Genomic DNA, 25401 nt, shown 5'->3' with positions numbered 1-25401 from the left:
AGATTATCTGACATAGAATATCAGCCTACTTCATAAAAAAGACAAAAAAGAGGCTGGCTCAAAGTATTATTGCTTGAACCAGCCTAAATAGTAAAACTAAGGGGGTAGTAAGATGAAAAAATCATCACTTGAATTAATGGGTCACCACTAAAATAACAAGATTACTCACTCCATACAACCGTTTACCATGATTCTTTATATTAATACAATATCCTTTACAAATGATTTACACAAAACGAGCCTTATTTTTTTGTTTCTACTAAAAACAAACCAACTTTCACACAAAAAAAGAGACACCCAAAAGGATGTCTCTTAATCATTATGCATGATTCTTTGATTTACGTTGTTGTCCACCACGGCCTTGACCTGATGCTGGACGACGACCACCACTGCGATCATCTTTTCCACGGTACTGCGAGCGACGACGATCATCACTACGACGTTGACGGTAAGGTTTTCCTCCGCCTCCGCCACCATCTGGACGACGCTTTTTCGCACGTAACGGCGCTTCGTCTGTTAAACGAACTGGAGTTGTATCCGGCTCCTTCGTTAGAAGCTTTAAAGCCGCAGCAAGTGCTGTTGTTGCATCTGTTTCTTGAAGAAGGTCTTTCGCTGCGAGACGGTAAGCATCAGCATCACCTTCAGCAATTAAAGAGCGTAACTGATCCATTGCAAGCTGTTGTTGGCCGACAATTGCTTCTTCAAAAGTAGGGATATCACGCTTAATCATCTTTTTCTTTGATACTTGTTCAATAGCCTTTACATGATCTCTTTCACGAGGCGTTGCAAATGTTACCGCAACTCCTGATTTTCCTGCACGACCCGTACGGCCGATACGGTGAACATAGCTTTCTGGATCTTGTGGTAAATCGAAGTTATAAACGTGAGTCACTCCACTAATATCAAGACCACGAGCAGCTACATCCGTTGCTACAAGGACGTCAATAAGACCACCTTTAAATTTACGAAGAACACTATCTCGCTTTGCTTGGTTTAAATCACCATGAATACCTTCTGCACGGTGACCACGCTTCGCAAGCGCTTCTGCTAATTCGTCTACACGACGCTTTGTACGACCAAAAACAATCGCAAGCTCAGGTGTATGAATGTCAATAAGACGGCATAGTGTATCAAATTTTTGACGCTCGTTCAATTCAACATACTGTTGCTCAATATTTTCCATTGTTACTTCTTTTGCTTTTACAGCAATAAGTTGAGGATCTTTCATAAACGTCTGTGCCAACTTCTCAATTCGCTTAGGCATTGTTGCAGAGAACAATAACGTCTGACGTTCACTCGGAATCTCTTTTAAAATCGTTTCAATATCTTCGATGAAGCCCATGTTAAGCATTTCATCTGCTTCATCAAGGACAACCATCTCTACTTGCTGAAGACGAATTGTTTTACGTCTCATGTGGTCCATTAATCTTCCTGGTGTCGCTACGATTACGTGAGGCTTCCGTTTCAAATCACGGATTTGCTTACGCATGTCCTGACCACCATACACGACAACCGTACGAACGCCTTTATGCTTACCAAATGTAACGAGTGATTCTGCGACTTGATTCGCAAGCTCTCGTGTAGGGGCAAGGATAAGTGCTTGAACATGATCTTCTTCAACATTGATGCGGTTAATAAGCGGGACGCCAAATGCACCCGTTTTTCCTGTTCCTGTTTGCGCCTGCCCAATGATATCTTTACCTTCAAGAGCTGTCGGAATGGTCGCTGTTTGAATCGGTGTTGCTTCTTCAAATCCCATTTCTGTTACTGCTCGAACCACTTTATGGTCCAAACCAAATTCATGAAAAGTTGCCAAATATATAATCTCCTTTATCGGTGGTACTCCACCCTTATTCAAAATGAAAAACATCTTTAATAATAGCATATCCACTAAGTCTTTGCAATATGATTACTGATTTGCTCACAAAACATAAGTGTAAAACATCTCAAAAAGGGCCTAATCATATCTGATTAAGTCCCTACATTTTTTAGTTCAAGCGATAGACTCTTGCCTCATATGGTTGAAGCGTTGTAAGAACTTCCGTTACTTCTTTGTTAGATAAAAGTAATTCAGCTTCCTCATCTTTCTGAAGAGGTTCAAATTGAAATGAGGCATCTTCTGCAGTCATGTTGACAAGAATCAAGTAGTGCTCCTGCTCATGGCTGCGAGTATAGGCATAGATTTGTGCATGTTCACAAAGAACGAGATCATAATGCCCATAAATCAGAGCATCATTGGCCTTTCTTAACTGAATCATCGCTTTGTAATAGTTAAGAATGGAATCCCTTTCTTGTTCCTGTTTTTCAACGTTAATGGCCTGGTAATTTGGATTGATCCCTAACCATGTCTTTTCAGCAGTTGAAAAGCCAGCCTGAGCTGAATCATTCCATTGCATGGGTGTACGCGAATTGTCACGCCCCTGTTCCCAATTAATCTTCATGACTTCTTCATGGGTACGTCCTTTTTCTGTCTCAATTCGATAAAAATTTTTCATACTAACGTCATCATAATCCTCAATTGAAGGAAACTGAACATTTGTCATCCCGATTTCTTGACCTTGATAAATAAACGGTGTTCCTTGCATAAAGAAAAACAACGTTCCAAGAGCCTTAGCGCTCTCCTTCCAATATTCTTGATCATTGCCCCAAGTTGAGACACTCCTTGCCTGATCATGATTCTCGAGAAATAAAGCGTTCCAGCCCTTTCCCTCCAACCCTTTTTGCCATTTTGTTAGCGTGTTTTTTAATAAAATAAGATCCAGCTTACCGCCTGTTTCTTTACCCCAAAGACCAAGATGCTCAAATTGAAAAATCATGTTAAAAGCACCGTTTGGCTCACCAACCCATAAATCAGCTTGGTCGATATTTACACCATTGGCCTCACCAACTGTCATCACATCATAGTTAGCAAATGTTTCACTCTTCATTTCCTGCAAAAATTCATGAATCCCTTCCTTGTTCATATGTCCTTCAAACGACGGGACGTAAGCCAAATGATCTGGATTAGGGAGATCAGGTAAACCTTCTACTTTTTTAATATGAGAAATCGCATCAACACGAAAGCCATCAATTCCTTTATTCATCCACCAGTTCATCATCTCATAAAGAGCCTTACGCACCTCATTATTTTCCCAATTTAAGTCAGGTTGTTTTTTGGAGAATATGTGTAAGTAATATTGCTTGGTACTTGCATCGAACTCCCAGGCTGATCCATTAAAAATTGATTCCCAATTATTCGGTTCACAGCCATCTTCCTTTGGGTCACGCCAAATATACCAATCTCTTTTCGGATGATCCCTTGATGAACGTGATTCGATAAACCAGGAATGCTCATCAGAGGTATGATTAATCACAAGATCAATGATTAGTTTCATCCCGCGGTTATGAACCTCCAAGAGCAATTGGTCAAAATCAGCCATCGTACCGAATTCCTGCATAATATCTTGGTAATCGCTAATATCATAGCCATTATCATCGTTGGGGGATTTGTACATCGGGCAAATCCAAATAACATCAATGCCTAAGCTTTTTATATAATCAAGCTTTTCTATCACACCTTGAAGATCACCAATTCCATCTCTATTAGAATCCTTGAAGCTTCGTGGATACACCTGGTAAGCGACTGCTTCTTTCCACCACTCTCTTTTCAATACAAACCCTCCTATCTCCGTCTAGCTATTATATATAAGTTCCCAAAAATTAGTAATTTTAACCATAAATCCACCTTGAAAACGATTGAAAAGAACGAGTGTTTGTATTTATTTGGTGAGTGATTTCATTATATGTTGCTACAAATTATTTATTTCATTAGAAAAATTCACAACCGTTTTATTCTCCACAATAAGATAGTGATACCACTTAGTTTACATTATTCCACCACTTATTCATTTGACAGGACTCATACACTTTTACTTTCTCCTCATCTTCTGTTAATGCAGCTTGCACCATCGCAGCAGCCACCGCCTCTCCTTCGATTGCCTGATAGTTGCTCCACCTTCCTCTTAAGAGTGGACCGAGCAGCTTCACTCCATATTCCCCAAGCTTCTCCCCAATTCGAAGCTCCTTTCGTTCTCCTAATAAGAGCGAAGGACGAAAAATGTGGATATGTGGATAACCAAGTTCAATTAGGTCACGCTCTAACTCACCTTTTACACGACTATAGAAAAATGTCGAATTCACATTTGCTCCAATTGCAGATACAACGAGAAATTGTTTTGCTCCCTTTGCTAATGCGCCTCTTGCAATCATCAAAGGATAGTAATAATCTACCTTTTTAAAGGCATCCTTTGATTTCGCTTTTTTCATCGTTGTTCCTAAACAACAAAACACATCATCCACATGTGGATAATTAGATTTTTCCAACGAATCGAAATCAACAATATGACTATTAACATGTGGATAACTGATTTCTAATGGCTTTCTCACAAACAGATGGATCTCTTGATATGCTCCACTTTCATTAAGCTGTTTTATGAGTGCCTGTCCAATTAATCCCGTTGCACCAATAACGAGCGCTTTTCTGAATGAGGTCATTTTTTCAGCTCCTTTTTTCCATCATACTCTTCCCTCTTCCTTTTCAATAGTCATAACAATTTTTATATGAGTACATCATTTCTCCTTTGTTGGTTACATTATGAAGGAGAATTCCATGTATTGGAGGGATATATGTATGTCAGACGACTTCACGCAAGCTCATTCTTCCCTACCTGAACGGCCAGAGCCTTATTGGCGAATGACCTCACAGCTAGGTACTTTTCCTTCATTAGAAGCTGATTTAGCCGTTGATGTCGCAATTGTTGGTGGCGGAATCTCAGGAATTTCTGCTGCCTATCTTTTAGCAAAGGAAGGACAAAAAGTTGCCCTTATTGAAGCTGATCGTCTTGTCAACGGGACAACTGGGCATACGACAGCCAAAATTACGGCTCAACATGACTTGATCTACAACGAGCTTATTTCCCATATCGGAGTAGAACGGGCTAAACTCTATTACGAAGCTAGCAGCGATGCGCTCCATTTTATGCGTGAGCTCATAAAAGAAGAGAAAATGGCGTGCGACTTTACCGATGAGGATGCTTACCTGTTTACAACAACCAATTGGGGTGTTAAAAAGCTTGAGGATGAATATAAAGCGTATCAAAAGTTAGGTATCCCAGGTGAATGGCGGGATTCGATTGCACTCAATCTGCCTGTTAAAGCTGCTCTTGTGATGAACGAGCAAGCTCAATTTCATCCGATCAAATATCTTGCACATCTGATTAAAGGAATAACAGACAACGGAGGTAAGATTTTCGAGCAGACAGTGGCGATTGACATTGAAGGTGATAGTCGTCCAACCGTCGTGACAAAATCTGGCGCAAAAATAACAGCTCAGCAAGTCTTTATTGCGTCACATTTTCCTTTTTTTGATGGCGGGGGTTTATATTTTTCGAAAATGTATGCCGATCGCTCCTATGTGCTCGCAGCAAAAGTAAAGAATGAATTTCCTGATGGTATGTATTTAAGTGTTGATTCACCGAAGCGTTCCTTACGCTATACGATGATGGATGGAGAGAAGCTTGTTCTTATTGGCGGAGAAGAACATAAAACAGGGCAAGGAATAGACATGATGTATCATTATGAGGCTCTTGAGCAGTTTGGTCGTGAACTCTTTCCCTCCCTTGATATTCGCTTCCGCTGGTCAGCACAAGATTTAATCACATTAGACAAAATTCCATACATCGGTAGAATCTCTGGGATGCACTCGAATGTCTATGTAGCGACAGGCTACCGCAAATGGGGAATGACAAACAGCACAGCTGCAGCATTGCTCATCACAGATCTTATCATGCAACGACCAAATCGCTACGAATCACTATTTAGCCCATCACGTTTTGTGGCTGATCCAAGCATTAAGCATTTCATTTCGCAAAATGTGGATGTCGCAAAACAACTACTTCAAGGCAAATTTGATCAACATGATCGTAAGCCAGAAGACGTAAAAGAAGATGAAGGAGCCATTGTATCTGTTAATGGAAAGCGTGCAGGCGCCTATCGTGATAAAGAAGGAACTCTCCATCTCATCGACACAACCTGTACACATTTGGGCTGTGAAGTACACTGGAATCATGGAGACCGTTCGTGGGACTGCCCTTGCCACGGTTCCCGCTTCTCTTATAAGGGCGAGGTAATCGAAGGACCTGCAAAGAAACCACTTATGCTATTAAAACAAGCAAGCACAAAAGGTGACTCAACTTAGAGCCACCTTTTTTTTATGATTCTTTTGAGCGCTCGACATGTAATTCAATAATATTCCCATCAGGATCACAACAAAAAATTTGTGCAAAACCACTTACACTGTCTGGCTTTTCAAGAATCTCAATTTGGTTTTCTTTTAACCATTCAACGGTTTTCTGATAATCATCGACTCGAATTGCAAAGTGAGGCCCTCTTGCATCAATCACTTGTTTTGGCTCTTTTGGCAAGCTTTCATCGACGATTATATGAAGCTGTCCCTCGCCAATACGAAACCATGCCCCTTCAAAATCAAAATCAGGTCGTTCTAATTCCTCTAAGCAAAGAATATCGCGATAAAAGGCAATTGATTTCGCTAGATTTGAAACAGTCAAACTAACGTGGTGAAGATATAACGCTTTCATCATAAAGTCTTAGCTCCTTTTTCATAATTTTTGTTGAATTTAGTCGAAAGATTGTCGATAATAGACGATGGTATTAATCTAGGAGGGAACTCATTCATGAAATCAATTCAAGCAAGACTCGTCACCCTCATTTGTACCATTCTCTTTCTAACACTTGCTACTGTATCTACTTTAACGTATGTGCAAGTACAACAACAAGTCGAAGAGAATGTCCAAATTGAAGGTGCAACAGTGGTTGGAGAAAAAAGTGAGCTGATCGAGCTTTATCTGCAAAATTACTCCGCCTCTATTGATCGTTATAGTCGTGACATCCGCGTTGCGAATTTATTACAGGCTGCTGCGGAAGACAAACAGCAAGCATGGCAAGAAATCAATGAAGATTTTCAAATATTCAATGGACTAAACGAATACATCGCTGTGACATATATCGGTTCTTACGAAGGAGACTTCTACACAGCACCGTTTATTGATGTTGGCTCTGATTATGATCCACGTACTCGTCCTTGGTACGAACAAGCCTCTTCTTCCCCAGATCAAATCATCTGGACCGAACCGTATGAAGATGCAAATACTGGTGAATATGTCGTCACTGTGGCAAAGGCAGTAACTGGTTCAGGAAATAATGTACTTGGCGTTGTATCATTAGACTTAAATTTAGAAAATTTAACAAATATCGTTCGTACAACAACTATCAATTACAATGGCTATTTCTTTTTATTTGACGATACAGGAGTTGCGCTTGTTCATCCAGAACTGACTGGAAATCACAGTGAACACCCTGTCATTTCGCAAATGCTAAATCAAGCAGAAACAGGCTTTATTGAATACGATAGCGAAGGTAATGACCGCATTCTTTATTACGATACGATCGATAGCACGAATTGGCGTATCGGAGCCGTTTTTGAGCGAGAGAATATGATGGCTGATGCAAATAACATCCGAAATATGATTATGCTAATAGCACTCGTCTCTATTATTCTAGCTGGAATCATTGCATACATCTTCTCTCGCCGTATCACTAGACCAATTGTGGCACTACAAAATCAAGTAAGTCGAGTCGCAGACGGGGATTTAACAGTCGCAATTCAATCTAAATCAAAGGACGAAATCGGCGCCCTAACAGCAGACTTTAATCGAATGGTTGCTTCTGTTAAGGACTTAGTCCATTCCATTCAATCATCGGTTAATCAAGTCAATCATTCTGCTGAGAATTTAAGTGCGATATCAGAAGAAACAATTGCCTCTAGTGAAGAAGTGGCCAATGCGATTACTGAAATTGCTTCAGGTTCAACAAAGCAGGTTGAGGATATTGATGAGACAAAGCAAGTAACGTTTGCTTTATCTGATCAAATTGAAAAAGTAAACCACCATTCCTCTGACTTGGTCAATTTATCGAATAAAGCCAAATCAGAAAATGAAAAAGGCTCAGAGCAAGTGATGCTCTTAAGTGAAAAAACACATGCCTTCAATAACGTCATTCAAAGAGTAGAAAATGTCGTTCAAACGCTCTCGGGACGGGTGAAGGAAGTCGAGCAAGTGATCAATACGATCAATGATATTTCAGAGCAAACGAATCTCCTTGCACTTAACGCTAGTATCGAAGCTGCACGTGCTGGTGAAAGTGGAAAAGGTTTTGCTGTGGTTGCAGATGAAGTCCGTAAATTAGCCGAACAAACGTCTCAAGCAACAAGTAAGGTCCGCCAAACAATTGAAGGAATTGAGTCTGAAACAAATAAAGTTGTTGACGAAGTGTCAGCAACAAAATCGATTACGATAGAGCAAAACAATGCTGTGAAAGAATCCGAACAAAGCTTTCAAGAAATTGCCACTGTCGTTGATCAAATCAATCAATCGATTGAGTCAATCAAACATGAAATGAAACTCATGACAGACCGTAAAAATACAGTTGTATCATCGATTGAAAGAGTCGCAGGTGTGTCCGAGCAGTCAGCTGCTGCTGCTGAAGAAGTGACAGCTTCAACCGAAGAACAGCTTCGTGCACTCGCAACTGTTGCTGATTCTGCTGAACTACTGAACAATGCTAGCCAAGAGCTAACAGAACGAATGAAACAGTTTAAAATAGGTGATGAGTAGGGTGGCACATTCGCCACCCTACTTATCTTCTAGTTATCTAATTTTAACTTCGCTAATGCATCAGCTAGAGCTGAATTATTAAATTCTTCATCTTTGTTTTGCTTCTTCATATAGTTGGCTACTTCTCTTTTTGACACTTTTTTATTTTGGTTATTTTTCTTTCGTTCTTGGAAGGTAGATAGCTTCTCTCGGTGTCCGCACACACAAGCAAACATTTGGCCTTCTCCTTCTCCCCTAAGCTCGAGCTTCTTTTTACATTTTGGACATCTCGCATTTGTTACCTTTGAGACATTTTTCTTATATCCACATGCAGGGTCCTGACAAACGCGTCGTTTTCCATGCTTCGAGTTAACCTCAAGTAATAGCTTTCCACATTCAGGACAAGGTGTTCCCGTCACATTATCATGCTTAAACGTCTTGTCACTTTGCTTAATAGCTGTCACAATCTTCGTTGCATATTGCTTCATTTCTGCTACAAAAGCTGCCTTTTCAAGCTGACCCGTCACAATTTTTTCAAGTCTCAGCTCCCATTCAGCTGTCAGAACAGGTGACTGTAAATCGTCTGGAACTAGCTCAAGAAGCTGCTTTCCTTTACCAGTCATATGAAGCTCCTTACCCTTCTTTTCAATTAAATGAGTCTGTAAAAGCTTTTCGATAATATCCGCACGTGTCGCAACCGTTCCGATTCCACCCGTTTTCCCTAGCGTTTCTGCCAGCTTTTTATCATCTTGATCGAGAAAGGCCATTGGCTTTTCCATTGCTGAGAGGAGTGTTCCTTCCGTTAGTCTAGATGGAGGTTGTGTTTCTCCAGAGATTAAGCGAACCTTTTCAACAGGTAATGGTTCCCCTACTTTCACGTTCGGGATCGTTGCTTCGTTACTCTCATTATCATCGTTACTTGTCGGATCATCAATGTAGACAGCCTTCCAGCCCTCTTCAGTCATTCTTTTCCCTTTGGCAATGGCCTGTTCTGTGTCAATTGTGGCTATCACCGTTGTTTGTTCATATTCATACGGAGGATACAGGGCAGCTAAAAAGCGGCGAACAATTAAACGATATAATTTCGTCTCTTTTTCACTTAAAGCTGTTGGGCTTGGCGATTGCTCCGTCGGAATAATCGCATGGTGATCTGATACAAGCTGATCATTCACACAAGGTAAGCTTTTATTAAAGCTACGTCCTCTTAAAGGGGCAACGACCTTACGAAATGGCTGGATATCACAAGCTTTAAGTCGATCTGATAGCGTATCGATTAAATCAGTCGATAAATAGCGTGAATCTGTGCGCGGATATGTAATCACTTTATGCTGCTCATAAAGACGCTGCAAGATTGAGAGTGTTTCCTTAGCTGAGTAGCCAAATCGTTTATTTGCTTCACGTTGAAGCTCCGTTAAATCATATAAATGAGGAGCTGGCGTTTTTTTCGTTACCGTCTCTATCTTTTTCACAATCACTTGATTCTTTTTAAGCTGTTCACGAAGCTTCTCTGCTTTTTGCTGATCAAAGATTCGTTGTTCTTTTGTTTTCTGATCATGCCACTGCAAGGATAATCCATTTTTTGTTTCAATGATGATCTTTTCAAATCGAGACGGTCTAAAAGCGCGAATATCCTGCTCTCGTTTTGCGATCATCGCAAGTGTCGGTGTTTGCACGCGCCCACAGGATAATTGCGTATTAAATTTTGTCGTTAATGCCCTTGTTCCGTTTATCCCAACATACCAATCAGCTTCTGAACGGGCGACAGCTGAATGATATAAGCCTTCATATTTTTTTGCATCCTGCAATTGATTGAAGCCTTGCTTAATAGCACGATCGGTTACCGATGAAATCCATAAACGTTTTAACGGTTTCTGAACATGAGCTTTCTCAAGAATCCATCGTGCGACTAATTCTCCTTCCCGTCCTGCATCAGTCGCAATAATGATTTCATGCACATCTTTACGCAAAAGCTGCGCTTTTACAGCATGAAACTGCTTACTCGTTTGCTTCATCACAACAAGCTGTAAGCGATTTGGTAGCATCGGTAAATCTTCAAGCTTCCAAGTCTTATACGTATCGCTATAGCTTTCTGGTTCAGCTAATGTCACCAGATGTCCTAGTGCCCACGTGACGATATATTGATCCCCTTCAAAAAATCCGTTCCCTTTACGTTGACAGTTCAATACTCTTGCAATATCTCGAGCGACAGAGGGCTTCTCTGCTAATACAACTGCTTTTTTCATTTAATCTAAACATCCTTTCTCGTACCATATCGAATGCTTCTATGATAGCACACACAAGCCAGTCCAAGCATACGTTTCACGTGAAACAATTAAGCGATACATGCGATTCTTTTTACGATGTCACAAGTTTTAACCCAACGGTCGAACATAATAGCAGACTCAGAAAAAGCAGCCGTTTCCAATGTCTTGACTCTCCGTATAAGATCATGCCAACAATGACACCACCAGCCGCTCCTATCCCTGTCCATATGGCATACGCAGTGCCCATTGGCAAGGTTTCCATCGCAAGCGAAAGAAAAAAGAAGCTGGCTGCAAAAGCTCCAATCAAGAAAATAAGACTAGAGACGGTGCGACTTTTACTAAATTGATTCATCATCGTAACACCGACCATTTCAAATAAACCAGCCACGACCACATAGATCCACTCCATGTTATTCACTCTCCCTTCCTACCTGTGGCGATTCCGTCGTTATTTTTAAGCCAATGACACCTGTAAGTAACAAAGCAATGAATAAAAGCACTGAAAGACGCAACGGCTCTGCAAATAATAATGTATCGAGGATGACCGTTCCAACTGTCCCCATTCCAACAAAGACAGCATAAACGGTACCAACTGGTAGCCTTTGCCCAGCTCTAATGAGTAAGCCAAAGCTAATGACGATCGCAATGATTGTCGCGACCCATTCCAAGGTACTATTTGCATACTTAAGCCCAACCACCCAACCGATTTCAAATATGGCTGCTACAAACACCCAGATCCATTCTTGATTTTGTTTCATTTTAAGTGCCTCCTTTTTTCTTATGAAAACATAAAAAAGCCCGAGAGTTCTGTCATCATAACAGTACCTCCCGGGCTTTTATCCCTCCGTGTCACAGCATCAATTGATCCTGTGCGCCTTCTCTTGGACCAGACTGTTCATGATGAACACGGAACCCTAGAAAGCGTTTTTCTTATATTTCAGATCATTATGTCAACAGATACAATAAAAGTCAATTATGTTTTTTGATAAAAACAACCTTTAAATAATTGCCCTCTCGAAACGCTTTCGTTGTTCGAAAATCTTCTGGCAATGTATACTCTTCAAGAATCTCATATTTCCCTTTCTCTCTCTTAAAAGCTTCTCCAATAAAAGAGTGAAACTTATCCATTCCAAATGTACTACAATTCGTCGATGCGACAATCACTCCATCTTTATTCGTAATTGAGATCGCTTCTTGCAGTAAATCTGTGTAATTCTTTTCAGCACTAAACGTACGTTTTTTAGAACGAGCAAAGCTAGGAGGATCAAGGATAACAAGGTCAAAGGACTTCTCTTTTTTCTTCGCATACTTAAAATAATTGAACACATCCATTACAACGATATCTTGTGATTCATAGTCGACCCCGTTAACGCTAAATTGCTCAATTGTTTTTGCTAGACTTCGATTTGCAAGGTCTACGCTCGTTGTTTTCTCTGCCCTACCAAGAGCGGCCGCAACCGAAAATGCACCTGTATATGAAAAAGTGTTGAGTACTGTTTTTCCTTTTGCATACTCATCATGAATTCTCCTGCGAACCTCACGTTGATCAAGAAAGACACCCACCATTGGGCCGTCATTTAAATAAATCGCAAATGTTATCTCATTTTCCTTTACCAACAGTGGAAATTCACCGCGCTCACCCATCACGAAATCATCGTCCTCCACGTAGGTTCCCTTCGTTGAAAAACGTTTTTTCTCATAGACCCCTTTAAACGAGACGATGGATTCTAGTGCCTTATACACTTCATTTCGAAAAGTATAAATGCCCTCGCTATACCACGTACACACATAAAAACCATCATAATAATCAATCGTTAAACCGCCAATCCCATCCCCTTCTCCGTTAAAGAGACGAAAGGCTGTCGTTGATTCACTTTGAAGCAAGGCTAATCTTTTTTGAAAAGCAGCTTGAAAAAGTCTGCTAAAGAAAGCTGTATCAATAGCCTCATGTTCCGTTCGAGTCAGCATCCAGCCAACTCCTTTATTCTGTTTCCCGTAATAACCTTTGCCGATAAATGAGCCCGCCTCATCCACAAGTCGAAGAATGATCCCTTCTTTAGATGTAGAGAGCAAATCTCGATTTACTAGTGCTGCTTGCTCAATTAACGGATAACCTTTTTTCATTTTCGTAGCCGTTCGTTGCTTTATTTTAATTGTTACATCTGTCATCATTTCATCCAACCTTCATTATATTTCCTTATTATCATTACGATAAGGAGCCGACAATTCTATTTAGCTTGATTATACCATGCCTTTATAGATACCTCTAAAACACTAAGAAGCAATCTGCATGAAAATAAGTGGTTCAGCACAAGGTTTGAGAATATGCTACACTAAATAAAAAGGAGGGATTGGGTGAAGAATGCATTAGAATGGACACTAACGGATCAAACGAAAAAAATCATCATTCAGCCAAAAAAAATGAGCATTTTTCAACAATGTACATTAATAGAATGCATTGACGAGGTGACCAATACGCATTACTTGCTGTTTTTTTATAAAAATAATTTCCTTACTGCAAGACCAAAAACAGCGTATGAACCAACGTCTTTTTTAGCACAAATTGAGACAAAAGGTATTCATATCAACGCCCCTAGTCCACTTTTCTCCTTATCTGTTCATCCAGGCTTATCGTTACAGATCATTCCTTTTAATCAACTCCTAGGTCAAATCAAACGACATTATAGCCTTGCCGAAACAGCTCTTATTTTTTCTTACTTCGACTCTTATATTCCACATGTTAAGCTTGATAAGATACTGAAAGATTTCTTTTTCTCCTACCGCCGAAATGGACAACTCACAGCGGCCTATCGTCTAGCTATGAGCTTACTTGCTAGAGGATACGAGCAGGATTGGCTGCTACAATCGATGAAGCAACCCGATTATGCAAAAGCTACTAAACAATATCAATATGCCCCTGCAGCTCTGCTGTCTAGTGACCCCATTTATGTTGAACAGATATGTTTTAACGATCAAAGACCAGAAAACCATGAGCTATTACTAACCATTTATACGAATGAAGCTAACAACATTCATGCACTCATGTTAAACATTGATAAGTGGACAAAGAACCCTACAAGAGAAACATACGTTGATTTTACTCATACTTTATCTTCTCATTTAGAAGAGGATGATGTTTTATCATGCCTACTTTCTTTGCAAGAGACCGTACCTGTTACTTCTGGACTTCATCAAGATTTATATGAACGTCTTACTAAAAAGCTTAAGTATCAACAGGCCATTCAAATACTGCTCACCTATTCATTTCCACTCTCATCTGAACAGCAAAATCAACTCCCCACCGTTTTCGAGAGTGTGACACTCGCTCATTTTGATGTACCAATCAAAGATATGATCAAGCGGATGTTTGCTTTGCTAAAAGATCAACCAATTTTGCTCGAACGCCTCGTACGTTCAGCTTTACCTGCTCTTTTTCAGAGCTACGACCTTGCTAGCATTCATGCATGGTTACATGAAGCCAACTCAAAAGAGGTACACATTCCAATTTTAAATAAATTAAATGAAATGGTCGCCCTACTTGATGAACCAGACAAGCAAATGGAGCTTGGTCACCACTACTTTGAGCTTGCACAATATGAAAAAGCGATTGATTGCTTTAACTGGGAATTGGAGCTTCAGCCCAATCAACAGGAACCATTGCAATGGCTTGCTAAATCGTATCAACAATTAGGTAAAACGGAAGAAGCAAAAACCTATCAGCAAATTCTATCCCACATGCAAGGCTCACCATAATAAGAAAAGCGTAAGCGCCTTGACCAGTGAGCTGTAAGTGCTGGAGGCCTGTCAATGTGTTGCCAGGTTTTATGCAGGCTGAAGCAATCTCGAGCGGCTAGGCTGCTTGCGCTAGACATCATTGAAATTTCTTATCTTTCCAAAAAGCAAGCTAGCACCTCTTTTTCTTAGAGACCTAGCTTGCTTTTTTAATCAAACTTTATTTAACTCCACTAAATCTAACCATTGATTTTTTGTTTTTTCAGACATTTTTAGCAAAATATCATTTGGAGCCGGCTTACTAAAATAATACCCTTGAAGCTCATCACAACCAGCTCCCATCATTAAAAGAGCCTGTTCCTTTGTTTCTACCCCTTCAGCAGTCACATCTACCCCAATTTTTTTAGCTAAAGATAAAATGGAGCTTACAATATGAAATTCACGAGAATCATAGACGATATTTTGAATGAACGCTTTGTCAATTTTAATCTTATCAACAGGCAACACACGTAAATAATTAAACGAAGCATGGCTCATACCAAAATCATCAATCGCCAGTCTAAAACCTATCTCGCGTAACCTTCCTAATTTCACAATTAGCTCTTCTTCATCTCGTAGAAGCGTATGCTCTGTTAATTCAAGTTCAATTTGATTCGGATTAATATCATAACGTGCGCAAGCTGAGCACAAGACATATTCAAGCTCTGAGGATTCAAGTGTCTTAGTCGAGAGATTGATAGAGACTCGTTTTAACCTCTGATGCACGATTCCCATTTCACGACAAACATTTTCGATTACCCATCTATCAATTTCTTGAATATAGCCACTCTTTTCAGCTGTCGCGATAAACACTTCTGGAGAGACGGGCCCTAGCTTGGCACTAAACCATCGCAGGAGCGCTTCATAGCGAATTTCTCCTGTCCTCGTATGAATGATCGGTTGAAAGTAAATGGTTAACTCATTTTTGCCAATCGCTCTCCTTAATTCACGTTCTAGATTTGGCTTATGAATGATTTCTCTTGAATGAGCATCTAAATTAAAAATTCGAACCTCATTTCCATCTATTTGTTTTGCTTGAAACATCGCATGGTACGCCTGATTAATCAAATTATCGACCCGCTCACCTTCCTGTGCTGCATAAGCCATGCCAATTGCTGTATGCAAGGAAAATTCAATTCCATTAATTTGATAGGGCATTGATAATTGCTTTTGTACCTTTTTCGCGACAGTTGATCCATTTTCCTCACCATCGAGAAAAAAGACAAATTCATCACCTGTAATCCGAGCTAGCAGACTTTTCGTATGAGCCAGCCCGTCTTTAATTCTTCGAGTCATTTCTAAAATTAATTGGTCGACAAAAGCATGACCTATTAGATCAATATAATATTTAAAATGCCTAATATTCAGATAACAAAAGGCGAGTGGTCGCTCACTTTCAATTTGAATTCTAACTTGTAATTGTTCACGTAATAAATGAAAACTAGGTAATCCCGTTAGTGAATCATATGCAGTCGAATCTTTATATTTCATGACCTCTGTATAGCCAATAAAATAACGAGGCTGCTGATTAGCACAAATAAGCGGTATCACTATTGTTTTGCCGACCTCATAAAAGGATTCCGAATTCATCTTGTCCTTAAAGACAACAGGATGTCTTGTTCGCAAAGCTTCCTCATATTTACTATGTAAATGCTCTGAAAAATAGCGTGGATACACATCAAATAACGTTTTTCCAATGCAATCTTCTCCAAGTGAGGCAAGTTCCTTCGCATTGGGACTAACATAAACATAGAAAAATTGACCATTTCTTTCTTCCATCAAAAAGACAAGATCATATATTTGTTCAAATGCTTTTACCATTGTCATAATAGGGACAACTCTATGATGCTCCATAATGCGACGCAAACCTCCTTCACACCTCTTATCCTCTACATCGTCTAAATAAGATTATCCATTTATTTCTTCATATATATATCCTACACTATCTCACCCTCTATCTACCACAATCATTATCGTTTTACAAATATAAAATAAGTGTTACGCTTAAAATCTATAACAATTAGACTATGAAAAAAGAAAGAGGGTACGCTGTTGAACATTCGCTTACTAGGAACGATGATAGGTGTTTTTCTTGTCTACAACCTACTTACCTTTTATATCGGTTGGAATGGATGGGTATGGCTTCATACCACATTTCAGCTAGAAAATGCTATGATATACGCGCTTGTCGTACTCATTTTAGCCTATGGTTATTTTATCGGAAAAATTGGCCCCAGATTTCTATTTTTTAAAATCATAGGATCTTATTGGATGGCTCTCGTACAATACGCCCTGCTTATATTCCCACTAGCTAATTTGGTTGTTTGGCTATTTCAATTTACAACGATCTCGCAAGAAACAATCATTTTTTGGACAGGTATTGTAGTCATGACGACTCTACTCTTCATCTTTTCTTTAGGCACATTCAATGCTTACCAACCAATCATTAGAACGTATAAGATTCAGCTAACAAAGCAGGCTGGTTCTTTTAACAAGCTACGCATTGCTATGGCTTCCGATATGCACTTTGGGTATTTATCAGGGAAGTCTCACCTGCAACGGCTCATCAAAAACGTTCATCAAATCCAACCTGACTTGATCTTGTTGCCTGGTGACATTATTGATGATGAGCCTGAACCGTTCATCCGTAAAAAGATGGGCGATGATATGAAGCAGCTCAAAGCACCTCTTGGCACGTTTGGAATACTCGGAAACCATGAGTATTATGGAGGGAAAATCCCCGAATACTTAAAAGAAATGGAATCAACTGATATTAAAATCTTACTTGATGATGTCATACTTATTAAAGACAGCTTTTATCTGATTGGTAGAAGAGATCGCACGGAGAAAGATCGATTGGAGCTTGAAACATTAATGAAAAATGTTGATAAGACACTTCCAGTTATCATGATGGACCATCAGCCGTACCATCTCGATCAAGCAGAAGAGGCTGGTGTTGATATCATGCTTTCAGGGCACACACACAGAGGTCAGATGGCTCCAAACCATTTGATCACGAAAAGAATATTTGAACTTGATTGGGGTTATATGAAGAAACACCATCTTCATACGATTGTTTCTTCTGGTTTTGGATTTTGGGGTCCACCCCTTCGAATCGGTAGTAGATCAGAAATCGTGCAAATTGACATTGAATTTATTCAAAGCTAGTAAAACTGGTATACTGTACGTACAAACTGTTTTAGTTTATTTTAAATTATGATATAAAAAGGAGATTTTGCTATGTCCAGCTCAGAAAACAATAATGACAACCAACCAAAAAAGATCAGTCTAGAAGAGGCTATCCGCAAGAAGCTTGCAAGCAAGAAAGAAGGACAATCATCAAATAACGCTAAGAAAAAACATTTGAATACGAACCAAAAGCTTCAAAGCCAACAAACGAAAAAAATAAATAACCAACGTAAACGTACGGGTGTATAAGTAAAAGACCTTTGAACAACGATAAAAACGTTCTTTAAATCTTTAAATTGTTTCCAGTAAAGACCTGCTATAATGAGGAACGAGATACACAATGTACTTTTTACTCTTACAGGAGATGATTACGTTCATGAATCTTTTACTTAAAAGTTTTCGAGTGGTTAGTTATTTGGAGGGAATTTCGTTTCTCCTTCTTTTAGGTATTGCAATGCCTTTGAAATATATGTTTGATTTACCAATGTACGTAACAGTAACGGGAATGGCCCACGGTGTGTTATTTGTTCTCTATATTATCGCTGTTATCGTTATGATGATTGCATTCCGTTGGTCATGGAGTAAGGGTCTGCTTGCTATGGTGGCCTCTGTCATTCCTTTTGGACCGTTTATCTTTGATGCAAAGCTTTTAAAAAGCGACGAAACATCTGCCAAGACAATTTAACGCGAGGAAGAAGGTGACGGTTTCGTCATCTTCTTTTTATTTGTCAGATTATTTAACATGGAATCTGCATAAATGTTTAAAATAAGGATAAAAAACATGATATGATGAGAAAAATTAATTTGCAGGTGGGGGTTTTATGAGCAACTGGGTCTCAACAACAGAAAAAAGACATTTCATTAAATGGTTTTTAGATCATCATCAATTAAAGCATAAAGATGCTCGCATGTTACTGGAATATCTATTAAAGCACCATCATATCCTTGAGAATCTTTCATTCACTGAAAACATTCGCTTAAAAGAAAATACCATCGTCATCTCTACGATCAATTCGGATGAACCTGGCTTTCTTTATTATTACAATAAACGAAAAACCGACGATGTTTCAAAAGCCCTAGGAAATTTCATGAGTAACCCCGCTGAGAAAATAAATTTGATCCTTCATTTTTACGGAAAGCAAACAAATCACCGCTATTTACAGTTAGTGGAACCAGCAGTCGATTCGTTTAAACGGTATAAACAGTTTCAGCAAGATTCAAAGGAAGCAGATTTACTGATTGATCAATTATTAATAGAGGAAGAAATGAATATTCTCAAGCTACAAATAGACCATGCTCTTGATCAAAATGATCAAGAAGCATTTAAAAGATTAGTTGCTAGATTAAATGAATTGAAAAGTCATACATAGAGTGTTGCAAAGGGTCGTTTTTGACCTTTTCATACCCTTTATGTCTCTCAACCCTATTTTTAAAAAAAACAATGGTCACCGAGATACAAAACGGTTTCCACTAACCCAGAATCTCCAAGGATAATCCCTCGCCTCACCGCTATTATCAATGCCAATACGAGGGCCATTTTGAATCAATTCGGGCTCCGTCCCTTCTGCAATGAAAAGTGGTCGCTCAAAGAAACGCCGTCCATAATCAGCTTTCTCGATCCCCAGTGCCTTTGTTAATTTTCCTGGACCATTCGTCAAATCCTTTTCTTTTTTATCATGCCCCCGACGCTCATACATCAGTTCTATCCCTGTATGGGGCTCAACCGCACGAATCAAAACAGCTTCTGGCATCCCAACGTCACCAGATACCACATTGACTAAGCAATGTGTATGCATAACGTATGTATACACATATCCTGGTTCCCAAAACATAATTTCAGTCCTTGGCGTGCGGCGATTTCCAAAGCTATGAGCAGCCCGGTCACCTGGACCAATATAGGCTTCCGTTTCAACAATCCAGCCTGAAGCAATGCCTGCATCCGTCTCCTTCACAAGAAGTTTGCCAAGGAGAGCACGTGCCAATTCAAGGGTTGGCAACTTGTAAAAGGACTCGTTAAGTGGTTTCAAAGCCATCTCTGTTCCTCCTATCATCTTTATCTATTTCAACCTTAACATATTGATCCATTATTGCATCTCGAATTTCTTTTTCATCATCCACTACTAAAACGACATAATTGTTCATCTATTCACTCTCCTTTCCAACGTAGTATATCATGCGTGTTCGCCTGAATTAGCTTCAGTATAATAGGCAAATCTTAACATTCATTTAGCATCATTCTTAAGAATTTCTTAACATCAAATGAATGGTTATGAAGAAAAACGTATATCGAAACCACCACAACACCTTTCTCCACTTATCACCCTTTTTTCAATTTTATTGTAAGAAAATATAACAAGGTCCTTGAGCTTCCTTAGTCAACACGATACATTTTTCTTGTGTTTTTTGAATATTCAGGCCAAAAAGCTTACATCGAATGTGAGGTGAACATCATTGAAATTAAATCCAATTGAAAAAGAAAAGCTCTTTCTTTTCATGGCTGGTGAACTCGCAAAACAACGAAAAGAAAAAGGAATAAAGTTAAATTATCCAGAAGCCGTAGCGATCTTAAGCTGTTTTGTTCTTGAAGGTGCTCGTGAAGGTAAGTCTGTTGCCACCCTTATGAAGGACGGGAAACATGTCTTAACAGCTGAGGACGTCATGGTAGGGATTCCTGAAATGCTTGATCATATTCAAGTAGAGGCGACCTTTCCTGATGGAACAAAATTAGTTACGATTCATGATCCAATTCAGTAGGAGGGATACAGTTGATACCAGGAGAAGTGAAAGCTGCAAAAGGCGACATTATCTTAAATGAGGGACGTAAAACTCTCTCCTTACGTGTAGCAAACACAGGCGATCGTCCGATTCAAGTAGGCTCACATTATCATTTTGCAGAAGTGAATAAAGATCTTGATTTTAAACGCAACGATGCTTATGGTATGCGACTCAATATTGCGGCAGGTACCGCGGTACGTTTTGAGCCTGGCGAGGAAAAAATCGTTGAGCTTGTTGAATTTGGTGGGACAAAAGAGATATATGGTTTAAACGGGTTAACAGAAGGTGCATTAAGCGAGCAAAAACCTATGTTTCAACAGCTAGTTGCCAAGCAACGCTTTAAAGGCGGTGAGTCTTTATGAAACTTTCTCGTGCCCAATATGCAGCATTATATGGACCGTCCGTTGGTGACAAAGTAAGACTCGCAGATACGGAGCTTTGGCTAGAAGTAGAACAGGATTATACGATTTATGGTGATGAGTGTAAGTTTGGTGGTGGCAAAGTCCTTCGTGATGGAATGGGGCAAAGCGGCGTCCATTCCCGTGATGAAGGTGTTCTTGATTTGATTATTACAAATGCAACGATCATTGATTACACGGGGATAATTAAAGCTGATATCGGTATAAAAGATGGACGAATCATCGGGATTGGTAAAGGTGGTAATCCATTAGTCATGGATGGTGTCAATGAAAATATGATTGTCGGTCCGAGTACGGAAGCGATTGCTGCAGAAGGATTAATCGTTACTGCCGGAGGAATTGATGCCCATATCCACTTTATTAGCCCGCAGCAAATTGAAACAGCCATTTCTTCTGGTGTGACAACCATGATTGGTGGTGGCACAGGACCTGCAACGGGGACAAACGCCACGACTTGTACACCAGGTTCTTGGAATATTCACCGCATGCTAGAAGCAGCTGATTCTTTTCCTGTTAATATAGGCTTTCTCGGTAAGGGCAATGGCGCAACTCATGCTCCACTGCGAGAACAAATTGATGCTGGTGCCATTGGCTTAAAGCTACATGAAGACTGGGGAACGACTCCTGCTACCATTCGTACATGTCTAGATGTCGCGGATGAAATGGACGTTCAAGTTGCCATTCACACAGATACCTTAAACGAGGCTGGGTTTCTAGAAGATACAGTAGCAGCCATCGGGGGCCGAGTGATACATACATATCATACCGAGGGCGCAGGAGGCGGACATGCTCCAGATATTATTAAGATTGCAGGATTAGCAAATATATTACCATCTTCAACAAACCCAACTCGTCCTTTTACGATAAACACAATTGATGAACATCTTGACATGTTAATGGTTTGTCATCATCTTGATCCGAAAGTACCCGAAGATGTTGCTTTTGCTGATTCTCGCATTCGTCCTGAGACGATTGCTGCAGAAGATCGCTTTCATGATCTAGGTATTATAAGCATGATTTCATCAGATTCTCAAGCCATGGGTCGAGTTGGTGAAGTGATTATGCGAACATGGCAAACAGCAGATAAGATGAAAAAACAATTTGGACCACTTAACGAGGACGCGGCAGGAGAACATGATAATCATCGTATTAAAAGATACATTGCAAAATACACGATCAATCCTGCGATTACACATGGGATTAGTCATGAAGTCGGATCGATTGAAGTTGGCAAATTAGCCGATATTGTGCTTTGGGACCCGCGTTTTTTTGGAGTAAAGCCAGAAATTATCCTTAAGGGTGGACTTATTGCACACGCACAAATGGGAGATCCGAATGCGTCTATACCAACTCCTCAGCCTGTATTGCAGCGCCCAATGTTTGCTAGTTTCGGAAAGGCAAAGCATTCAACAAGTTTAACCTTTTTATCTCAATCAGCCTTTGACAAAAAGGTCCATGAGCAACTAGGGTTACAGAAGCAAATCGGAATAGTAAAAGATTGCCGAACGATTAGTAAAGCATCGATGAAATTAAACGATGCAACGCCTGAGATAGATGTTCATCCTGAAACATATGAAGTGAAGGTAGACGGAGAGCTAGTAACGTGTGAACCTTTTGATACAGTCGCAATGGCGCAGCGCTATTTTTTATTTTAAAGGAGGCAGGAAATTATGCATATAAAACAAGTAATTGGTCATTTAGAGTCTTTTAAACACGAGGTAACAATGATTGAGTGGGTCGAATTGGATTGGGAGGAACTAAATAAACGAATTCTCCGTAAAAAGACGGATAAAGGACGCGAGATCGCGATTGTATTAGACGAACAAGGTCTAACATCTGGAGACATTCTCTTTCATGAACCAGGATGTACGATCGCCATTCGAACAAAATTAGAACCTGCTTATGTGATTCAACCAAAATCGATGCACGATATGGGCAAAGTGGCATTTGAGCTTGGAAATCGCCACACCCCTTGTATTCTAGAAAACAATGAAATCATCGTCCGCTATGACAAAACGCTTGAAGTTATTTTTCACGAAACGGGGGTTCCTTATGTACAAACAGAAAAACGCTTCAACCAACCATTCAAATACAAAGGACACCACCATCACGATAAAGATGAGCCAGCTTCTGCAGCTCATGCACATTCATGATTCTGCTTTTCCAATTGGTGCCTACACCCACTCATTTGGGATGGAAACCTATATTCAAAAGGAGAAAGTGTTTAACAAAGAAACCCTTCTTACTTATTGCCGAACATACCTTCATGAAAACATCGGATTCGGAGATGGTATTTTCGTAAAGGAAGCGTGGCAGTCGTTAGCTCACTCCTCTTCTCTTTTGGATTTATATGAGCTCGATTCATTTTGCCACGCTCAGAAGCTAGCAAAAGAGTCCCGTCAAGGTAGCCTCAAAATGGGTAGGCAGTTTCTTGAAACGGTCGAACCACTCTGCTCCTCTGCTCTTCTAACTGAATGGAAAAAGGCTGTAAAAGAACAAAAAGCTTATGGGCATCATGCTATTTCGTACGGGATTTATGCCTATACTCAGGGGCTGTCTCTCGATGTAGCACTTAGTAGTTTCCTGTATTCATCAATCGCTAGCCTGATTCATAATGCTGTCCGTGCTGTTCCTCTTGGACAAACGACTGGCGTTCATGCTATTAAAGAGATCCTCAGCGATTGCGAGCAGGTAGCCGCTCTCATTATCGATCGAACTCTTGATGATGTATCGAACCAAGCCATAGGGATTGAACTTGCTTCAATGGAACATGAATTTTTATTTTCTCGTCTTTTTATTTCATAGAGCTCTATAACTAGAAAGGGGTATTTAAGATGAAACCTGTACGTATCGGAATTGGAGGACCTGTTGGATCAGGCAAAACAGCTTTAATCGAGCGGTTAACTAGAGCCTTACATAAGGATTATGAGCTTGCCGTTATAACGAATGATATTTACACAAAGGAAGATGCGCAATTTTTAACCACTCACGGGGTACTTGAGCCAGATCGGATTATCGGAGTTGAAACGGGCGGATGTCCGCATACAGCCATTCGTGAAGATGCCTCGATGAACTTTGAAGCGATCAATGAGCTTAAACAACGTTTTTCCAACTTAGATATCATCTTCGTTGAAAGTGGCGGCGACAATTTATCCGCAACATTTAGCCCAGAGCTAGTAGATGGATTTATTTACGTGATTGATGTGGCAGAAGGACAAGATATCCCACGTAAAGGTGGACCAGGTGTCACTCGCTCAGACCTCCTTGTCATTAACAAAATTGACCTGGCTCCGTATGTGGGAGTTGATCTAGATTTAATGAAATCTGATGCTAGCCAAGCTAGAGGAGAACGCCCATTTGTTTTTACAAATCAAAAAAAAGAAATAGGTATTGACCAAGTAATTAAATGGATTCAAACACAGCTGCTTTTAGAGGATTTCGAGCATGTGGAGTCGAATGTTTAATGAAAACAGCTCTTTATCAAACACTTCAAGGAAAACTTGAACTCTCCTTTACAAAACAGCGAGGGAAAACGAGAATGATTAGCTGTTACCAACAGCCTCCATTAAAATCAAGTCGAGTTCTCTATACACATGGTGATGATGTAGCTACTGTCTATCTTGTTGATACATCTGGCGGAATTGCAAGCGGTGATCGGAATGATATTTCCATTACCGCCTCCTCTTCTTCCACTGTTAACTTAATTCCACAATCCTCTACAAAAATCTATCCAGCACGACTTGATGGTGAATTAAGTCTGCAAACCATTGATCTTACTATTAGCGATAATAGCAGCCTTTATTGGCACCCAGAAACGACGATCCCTTTCGCCAATTCACGCTTTAAGCAAATTATTAACATTTCAGTCGACGCTAGTTCCACTTTTTATTATGCTGATATTCTCTCTCCAGGACGAGAAAAGCATAACGAAAAGTTTCAATATGAATCAATTGATTCAAAAATGTCGATTGTTTATGCAGGCAAACAACTGGCTTATGATCGTCTTAAACTACAGCCGTTAACAATTCCAATCCGTTCTCTTGGAATACTAGATGATTTTGCTTACTACGGGAGCTGTTGGTTTATCTCACCAACACTTGGTCAACCCTTGCATGAAATTCAAAAAAAGATGCAATCAAACCGTGAGATTCGCTCTGCTGTTACCTCTCTTGACCCAATTGGTCTTCATGCTCGCTGGTTAAGCAATGATCTGTGCCTGTTAAAAGAAGAAATGAATACCTTTTTTAACCTAATGACATCTTGAGCTAAATAGAA

At 39.9% G+C, this 25401-nt stretch carries 25 protein-coding genes and 1 riboswitch; of the genes, 14 read left to right on the top strand and 11 right to left on the bottom strand.

Translation table 11 applies throughout. The features are described from left to right. Positions 1–319: 319 nt before the first annotated feature. From cshA to IQ10_RS00625, 3 genes are all read right to left on the bottom strand, one after another. Positions 320–1816 (bottom strand): degradosome RNA helicase CshA, encoded by a 1497-nt coding sequence (cshA, locus tag IQ10_RS00635; RefSeq protein WP_144448548.1) that lies wholly within the window; start codon positions 1814–1816, stop codon positions 320–322. 172 nt (positions 1817–1988) lie between these two features. Then, positions 1989–3650 carry a glycoside hydrolase family 13 protein gene (locus IQ10_RS00630; RefSeq protein ID WP_144448547.1) on the bottom strand — a complete coding sequence of 554 codons (1662 nt, stop codon included), beginning with the start codon at positions 3648–3650 and terminating at the stop codon, positions 1989–1991. Between the two features lie 208 nt (positions 3651–3858). Continuing rightward, the gene (locus tag IQ10_RS00625; RefSeq protein ID WP_144448546.1) at positions 3859–4533 is read right to left on the bottom strand and encodes an oxidoreductase; all 675 of its coding nucleotides are present in this window, start codon (positions 4531–4533) and stop codon (positions 3859–3861) included. A gap of 136 nt (positions 4534–4669) precedes the next feature. On the opposite strand from IQ10_RS00625, the gene IQ10_RS00620 reads away from it, so the two are divergent. After that, on the top strand, positions 4670–6235 hold the full coding sequence (locus IQ10_RS00620) for an FAD-dependent oxidoreductase (protein ID WP_144448545.1): 1566 nt from the start codon (positions 4670–4672) through the stop codon (positions 6233–6235). A 13-nt stretch (positions 6236–6248) separates the two neighbouring features. Here IQ10_RS00620 and IQ10_RS00615 read toward each other — a convergent pair whose 3' ends face one another. Continuing rightward, entirely contained in the window at positions 6249–6638 is a 390-nt protein-coding gene (locus IQ10_RS00615; protein ID WP_144448544.1) for a VOC family protein, read from the bottom strand. A 93-nt stretch (positions 6639–6731) separates the two neighbouring features. On the opposite strand from IQ10_RS00615, the gene IQ10_RS00610 reads away from it, so the two are divergent. Next, positions 6732–8729 (top strand): methyl-accepting chemotaxis protein, encoded by a 1998-nt coding sequence (locus IQ10_RS00610; protein WP_144448543.1) that lies wholly within the window; start codon positions 6732–6734, stop codon positions 8727–8729. Positions 8730–8758: 29 nt separating this feature from the next. On the opposite strand, the gene IQ10_RS00605 is transcribed toward IQ10_RS00610, so the two are convergent. From IQ10_RS00605 to IQ10_RS00590, 4 genes are all read right to left on the bottom strand, one after another. Further along, a complete protein-coding gene (locus IQ10_RS00605) occupies positions 8759–10951 on the bottom strand; it encodes a DNA topoisomerase III (RefSeq protein WP_144448542.1) in 2193 nt (730 codons plus the stop codon). A gap of 112 nt (positions 10952–11063) precedes the next feature. Next, on the bottom strand, positions 11064–11381 hold the full coding sequence (locus IQ10_RS00600; RefSeq protein WP_144448541.1) for a DMT family transporter: 318 nt from the start codon (positions 11379–11381) through the stop codon (positions 11064–11066). A 1-nt stretch (position 11382) separates the two neighbouring features. Next, complete coding sequence (locus tag IQ10_RS00595) at positions 11383–11730, bottom strand: DMT family transporter (RefSeq protein ID WP_144448540.1); 348 nt, start codon at positions 11728–11730, stop codon at positions 11383–11385. A 65-nt stretch (positions 11731–11795) separates the two neighbouring features. After that, positions 11796–11901: riboswitch (guanidine-I (ykkC/yxkD leader) on the bottom strand. Positions 11902–11941: 40 nt separating this feature from the next. Next, positions 11942–13144 carry a class I SAM-dependent rRNA methyltransferase gene (locus tag IQ10_RS00590; protein ID WP_144448539.1) on the bottom strand — a complete coding sequence of 401 codons (1203 nt, stop codon included), beginning with the start codon at positions 13142–13144 and terminating at the stop codon, positions 11942–11944. 183 nt (positions 13145–13327) lie between these two features. Here IQ10_RS00590 and IQ10_RS00585 point away from each other — a divergent pair, with 183 nt between their 5' ends. Next, the gene (locus IQ10_RS00585) at positions 13328–14725 is read left to right on the top strand and encodes a hypothetical protein (RefSeq protein ID WP_144448538.1); all 1398 of its coding nucleotides are present in this window, start codon (positions 13328–13330) and stop codon (positions 14723–14725) included. Between the two features lie 192 nt (positions 14726–14917). Here the strand turns inward: IQ10_RS00585 and IQ10_RS00580 are convergent, their stop codons facing one another. Next, entirely contained in the window at positions 14918–16597 is a 1680-nt protein-coding gene (locus tag IQ10_RS00580) for an EAL domain-containing protein (RefSeq protein WP_144448537.1), read from the bottom strand. Between the two features lie 222 nt (positions 16598–16819). Here IQ10_RS00580 and IQ10_RS00575 point away from each other — a divergent pair, with 222 nt between their 5' ends. The 4 genes from IQ10_RS00575 (at position 16820) to IQ10_RS00560 (ending at position 19302) form a co-directional block, all read left to right on the top strand. Then, positions 16820–17911 carry a metallophosphoesterase gene (locus IQ10_RS00575; protein ID WP_144448924.1) on the top strand — a complete coding sequence of 364 codons (1092 nt, stop codon included), beginning with the start codon at positions 16820–16822 and terminating at the stop codon, positions 17909–17911. 72 nt (positions 17912–17983) lie between these two features. After that, entirely contained in the window at positions 17984–18181 is a 198-nt protein-coding gene (locus IQ10_RS00570) for a hypothetical protein (RefSeq protein WP_144448536.1), read from the top strand. 127 nt (positions 18182–18308) lie between these two features. Beyond that, positions 18309–18617, top strand: coding sequence for a DUF3817 domain-containing protein (locus IQ10_RS00565; RefSeq protein ID WP_144448535.1), 309 nt, complete (start codon positions 18309–18311; stop codon positions 18615–18617). Between the two features lie 136 nt (positions 18618–18753). Next, entirely contained in the window at positions 18754–19302 is a 549-nt protein-coding gene (locus IQ10_RS00560) for a YpiB family protein (RefSeq protein ID WP_144448534.1), read from the top strand. Between the two features lie 75 nt (positions 19303–19377). On the opposite strand, the gene IQ10_RS00555 is transcribed toward IQ10_RS00560, so the two are convergent. Continuing rightward, positions 19378–19965 (bottom strand): DNA-3-methyladenine glycosylase, encoded by a 588-nt coding sequence (locus IQ10_RS00555; RefSeq protein ID WP_144448533.1) that lies wholly within the window; start codon positions 19963–19965, stop codon positions 19378–19380. Next, complete coding sequence (locus IQ10_RS18485) at positions 19946–20074, bottom strand: hypothetical protein (protein ID WP_277877915.1); 129 nt, start codon at positions 20072–20074, stop codon at positions 19946–19948. Before IQ10_RS18485 ends, IQ10_RS00555 begins: the two co-directional genes overlap by 20 nt. A gap of 309 nt (positions 20075–20383) precedes the next feature. Here IQ10_RS18485 and ureA point away from each other — a divergent pair, with 309 nt between their 5' ends. The 7 genes from ureA to IQ10_RS00520 are packed head-to-tail and all read left to right on the top strand — an operon-like array spanning position 20384 to position 25390. After that, on the top strand, positions 20384–20686 hold the full coding sequence (gene ureA, locus IQ10_RS00550) for an urease subunit gamma (protein ID WP_144448532.1): 303 nt from the start codon (positions 20384–20386) through the stop codon (positions 20684–20686). Between the two features lie 11 nt (positions 20687–20697). Next, the gene (ureB, locus tag IQ10_RS00545) at positions 20698–21069 is read left to right on the top strand and encodes an urease subunit beta (RefSeq protein ID WP_144448531.1); all 372 of its coding nucleotides are present in this window, start codon (positions 20698–20700) and stop codon (positions 21067–21069) included. Next, complete coding sequence (gene ureC / locus IQ10_RS00540; protein WP_144448530.1) at positions 21066–22781, top strand: urease subunit alpha; 1716 nt, start codon at positions 21066–21068, stop codon at positions 22779–22781. Before ureB ends, ureC begins: the two co-directional genes overlap by 4 nt. A 15-nt stretch (positions 22782–22796) precedes the next feature. Continuing rightward, complete coding sequence (locus IQ10_RS00535; protein WP_144448529.1) at positions 22797–23279, top strand: urease accessory protein UreE; 483 nt, start codon at positions 22797–22799, stop codon at positions 23277–23279. Then, a complete protein-coding gene (locus IQ10_RS00530; protein WP_199757362.1) occupies positions 23179–23931 on the top strand; it encodes an urease accessory protein UreF in 753 nt (250 codons plus the stop codon). Before IQ10_RS00535 ends, IQ10_RS00530 begins: the two co-directional genes overlap by 101 nt. Before the next feature lie 29 nt (positions 23932–23960). Then, positions 23961–24590, top strand: a complete 630-nt coding sequence (gene ureG / locus IQ10_RS00525; RefSeq protein ID WP_144448527.1) for an urease accessory protein UreG — start codon at positions 23961–23963, stop codon at positions 24588–24590. Next, entirely contained in the window at positions 24590–25390 is an 801-nt protein-coding gene (locus IQ10_RS00520; RefSeq protein ID WP_158639947.1) for an urease accessory protein UreD, read from the top strand. The genes ureG and IQ10_RS00520 overlap by 1 nt, the downstream gene beginning before the upstream one ends. Positions 25391–25401 lie beyond the last annotated feature (11 nt).

The organism is Halalkalibacter nanhaiisediminis (assembly GCF_007830185.1).
Taxonomy (GTDB): Bacteria; Bacillota; Bacilli; order Bacillales; family Bacillaceae_D; genus Halalkalibacter; species Halalkalibacter nanhaiisediminis.
Note: the sequence above shows the minus strand (reverse complement) of the source record. Positions and strands in the feature narration are given on the sequence as shown.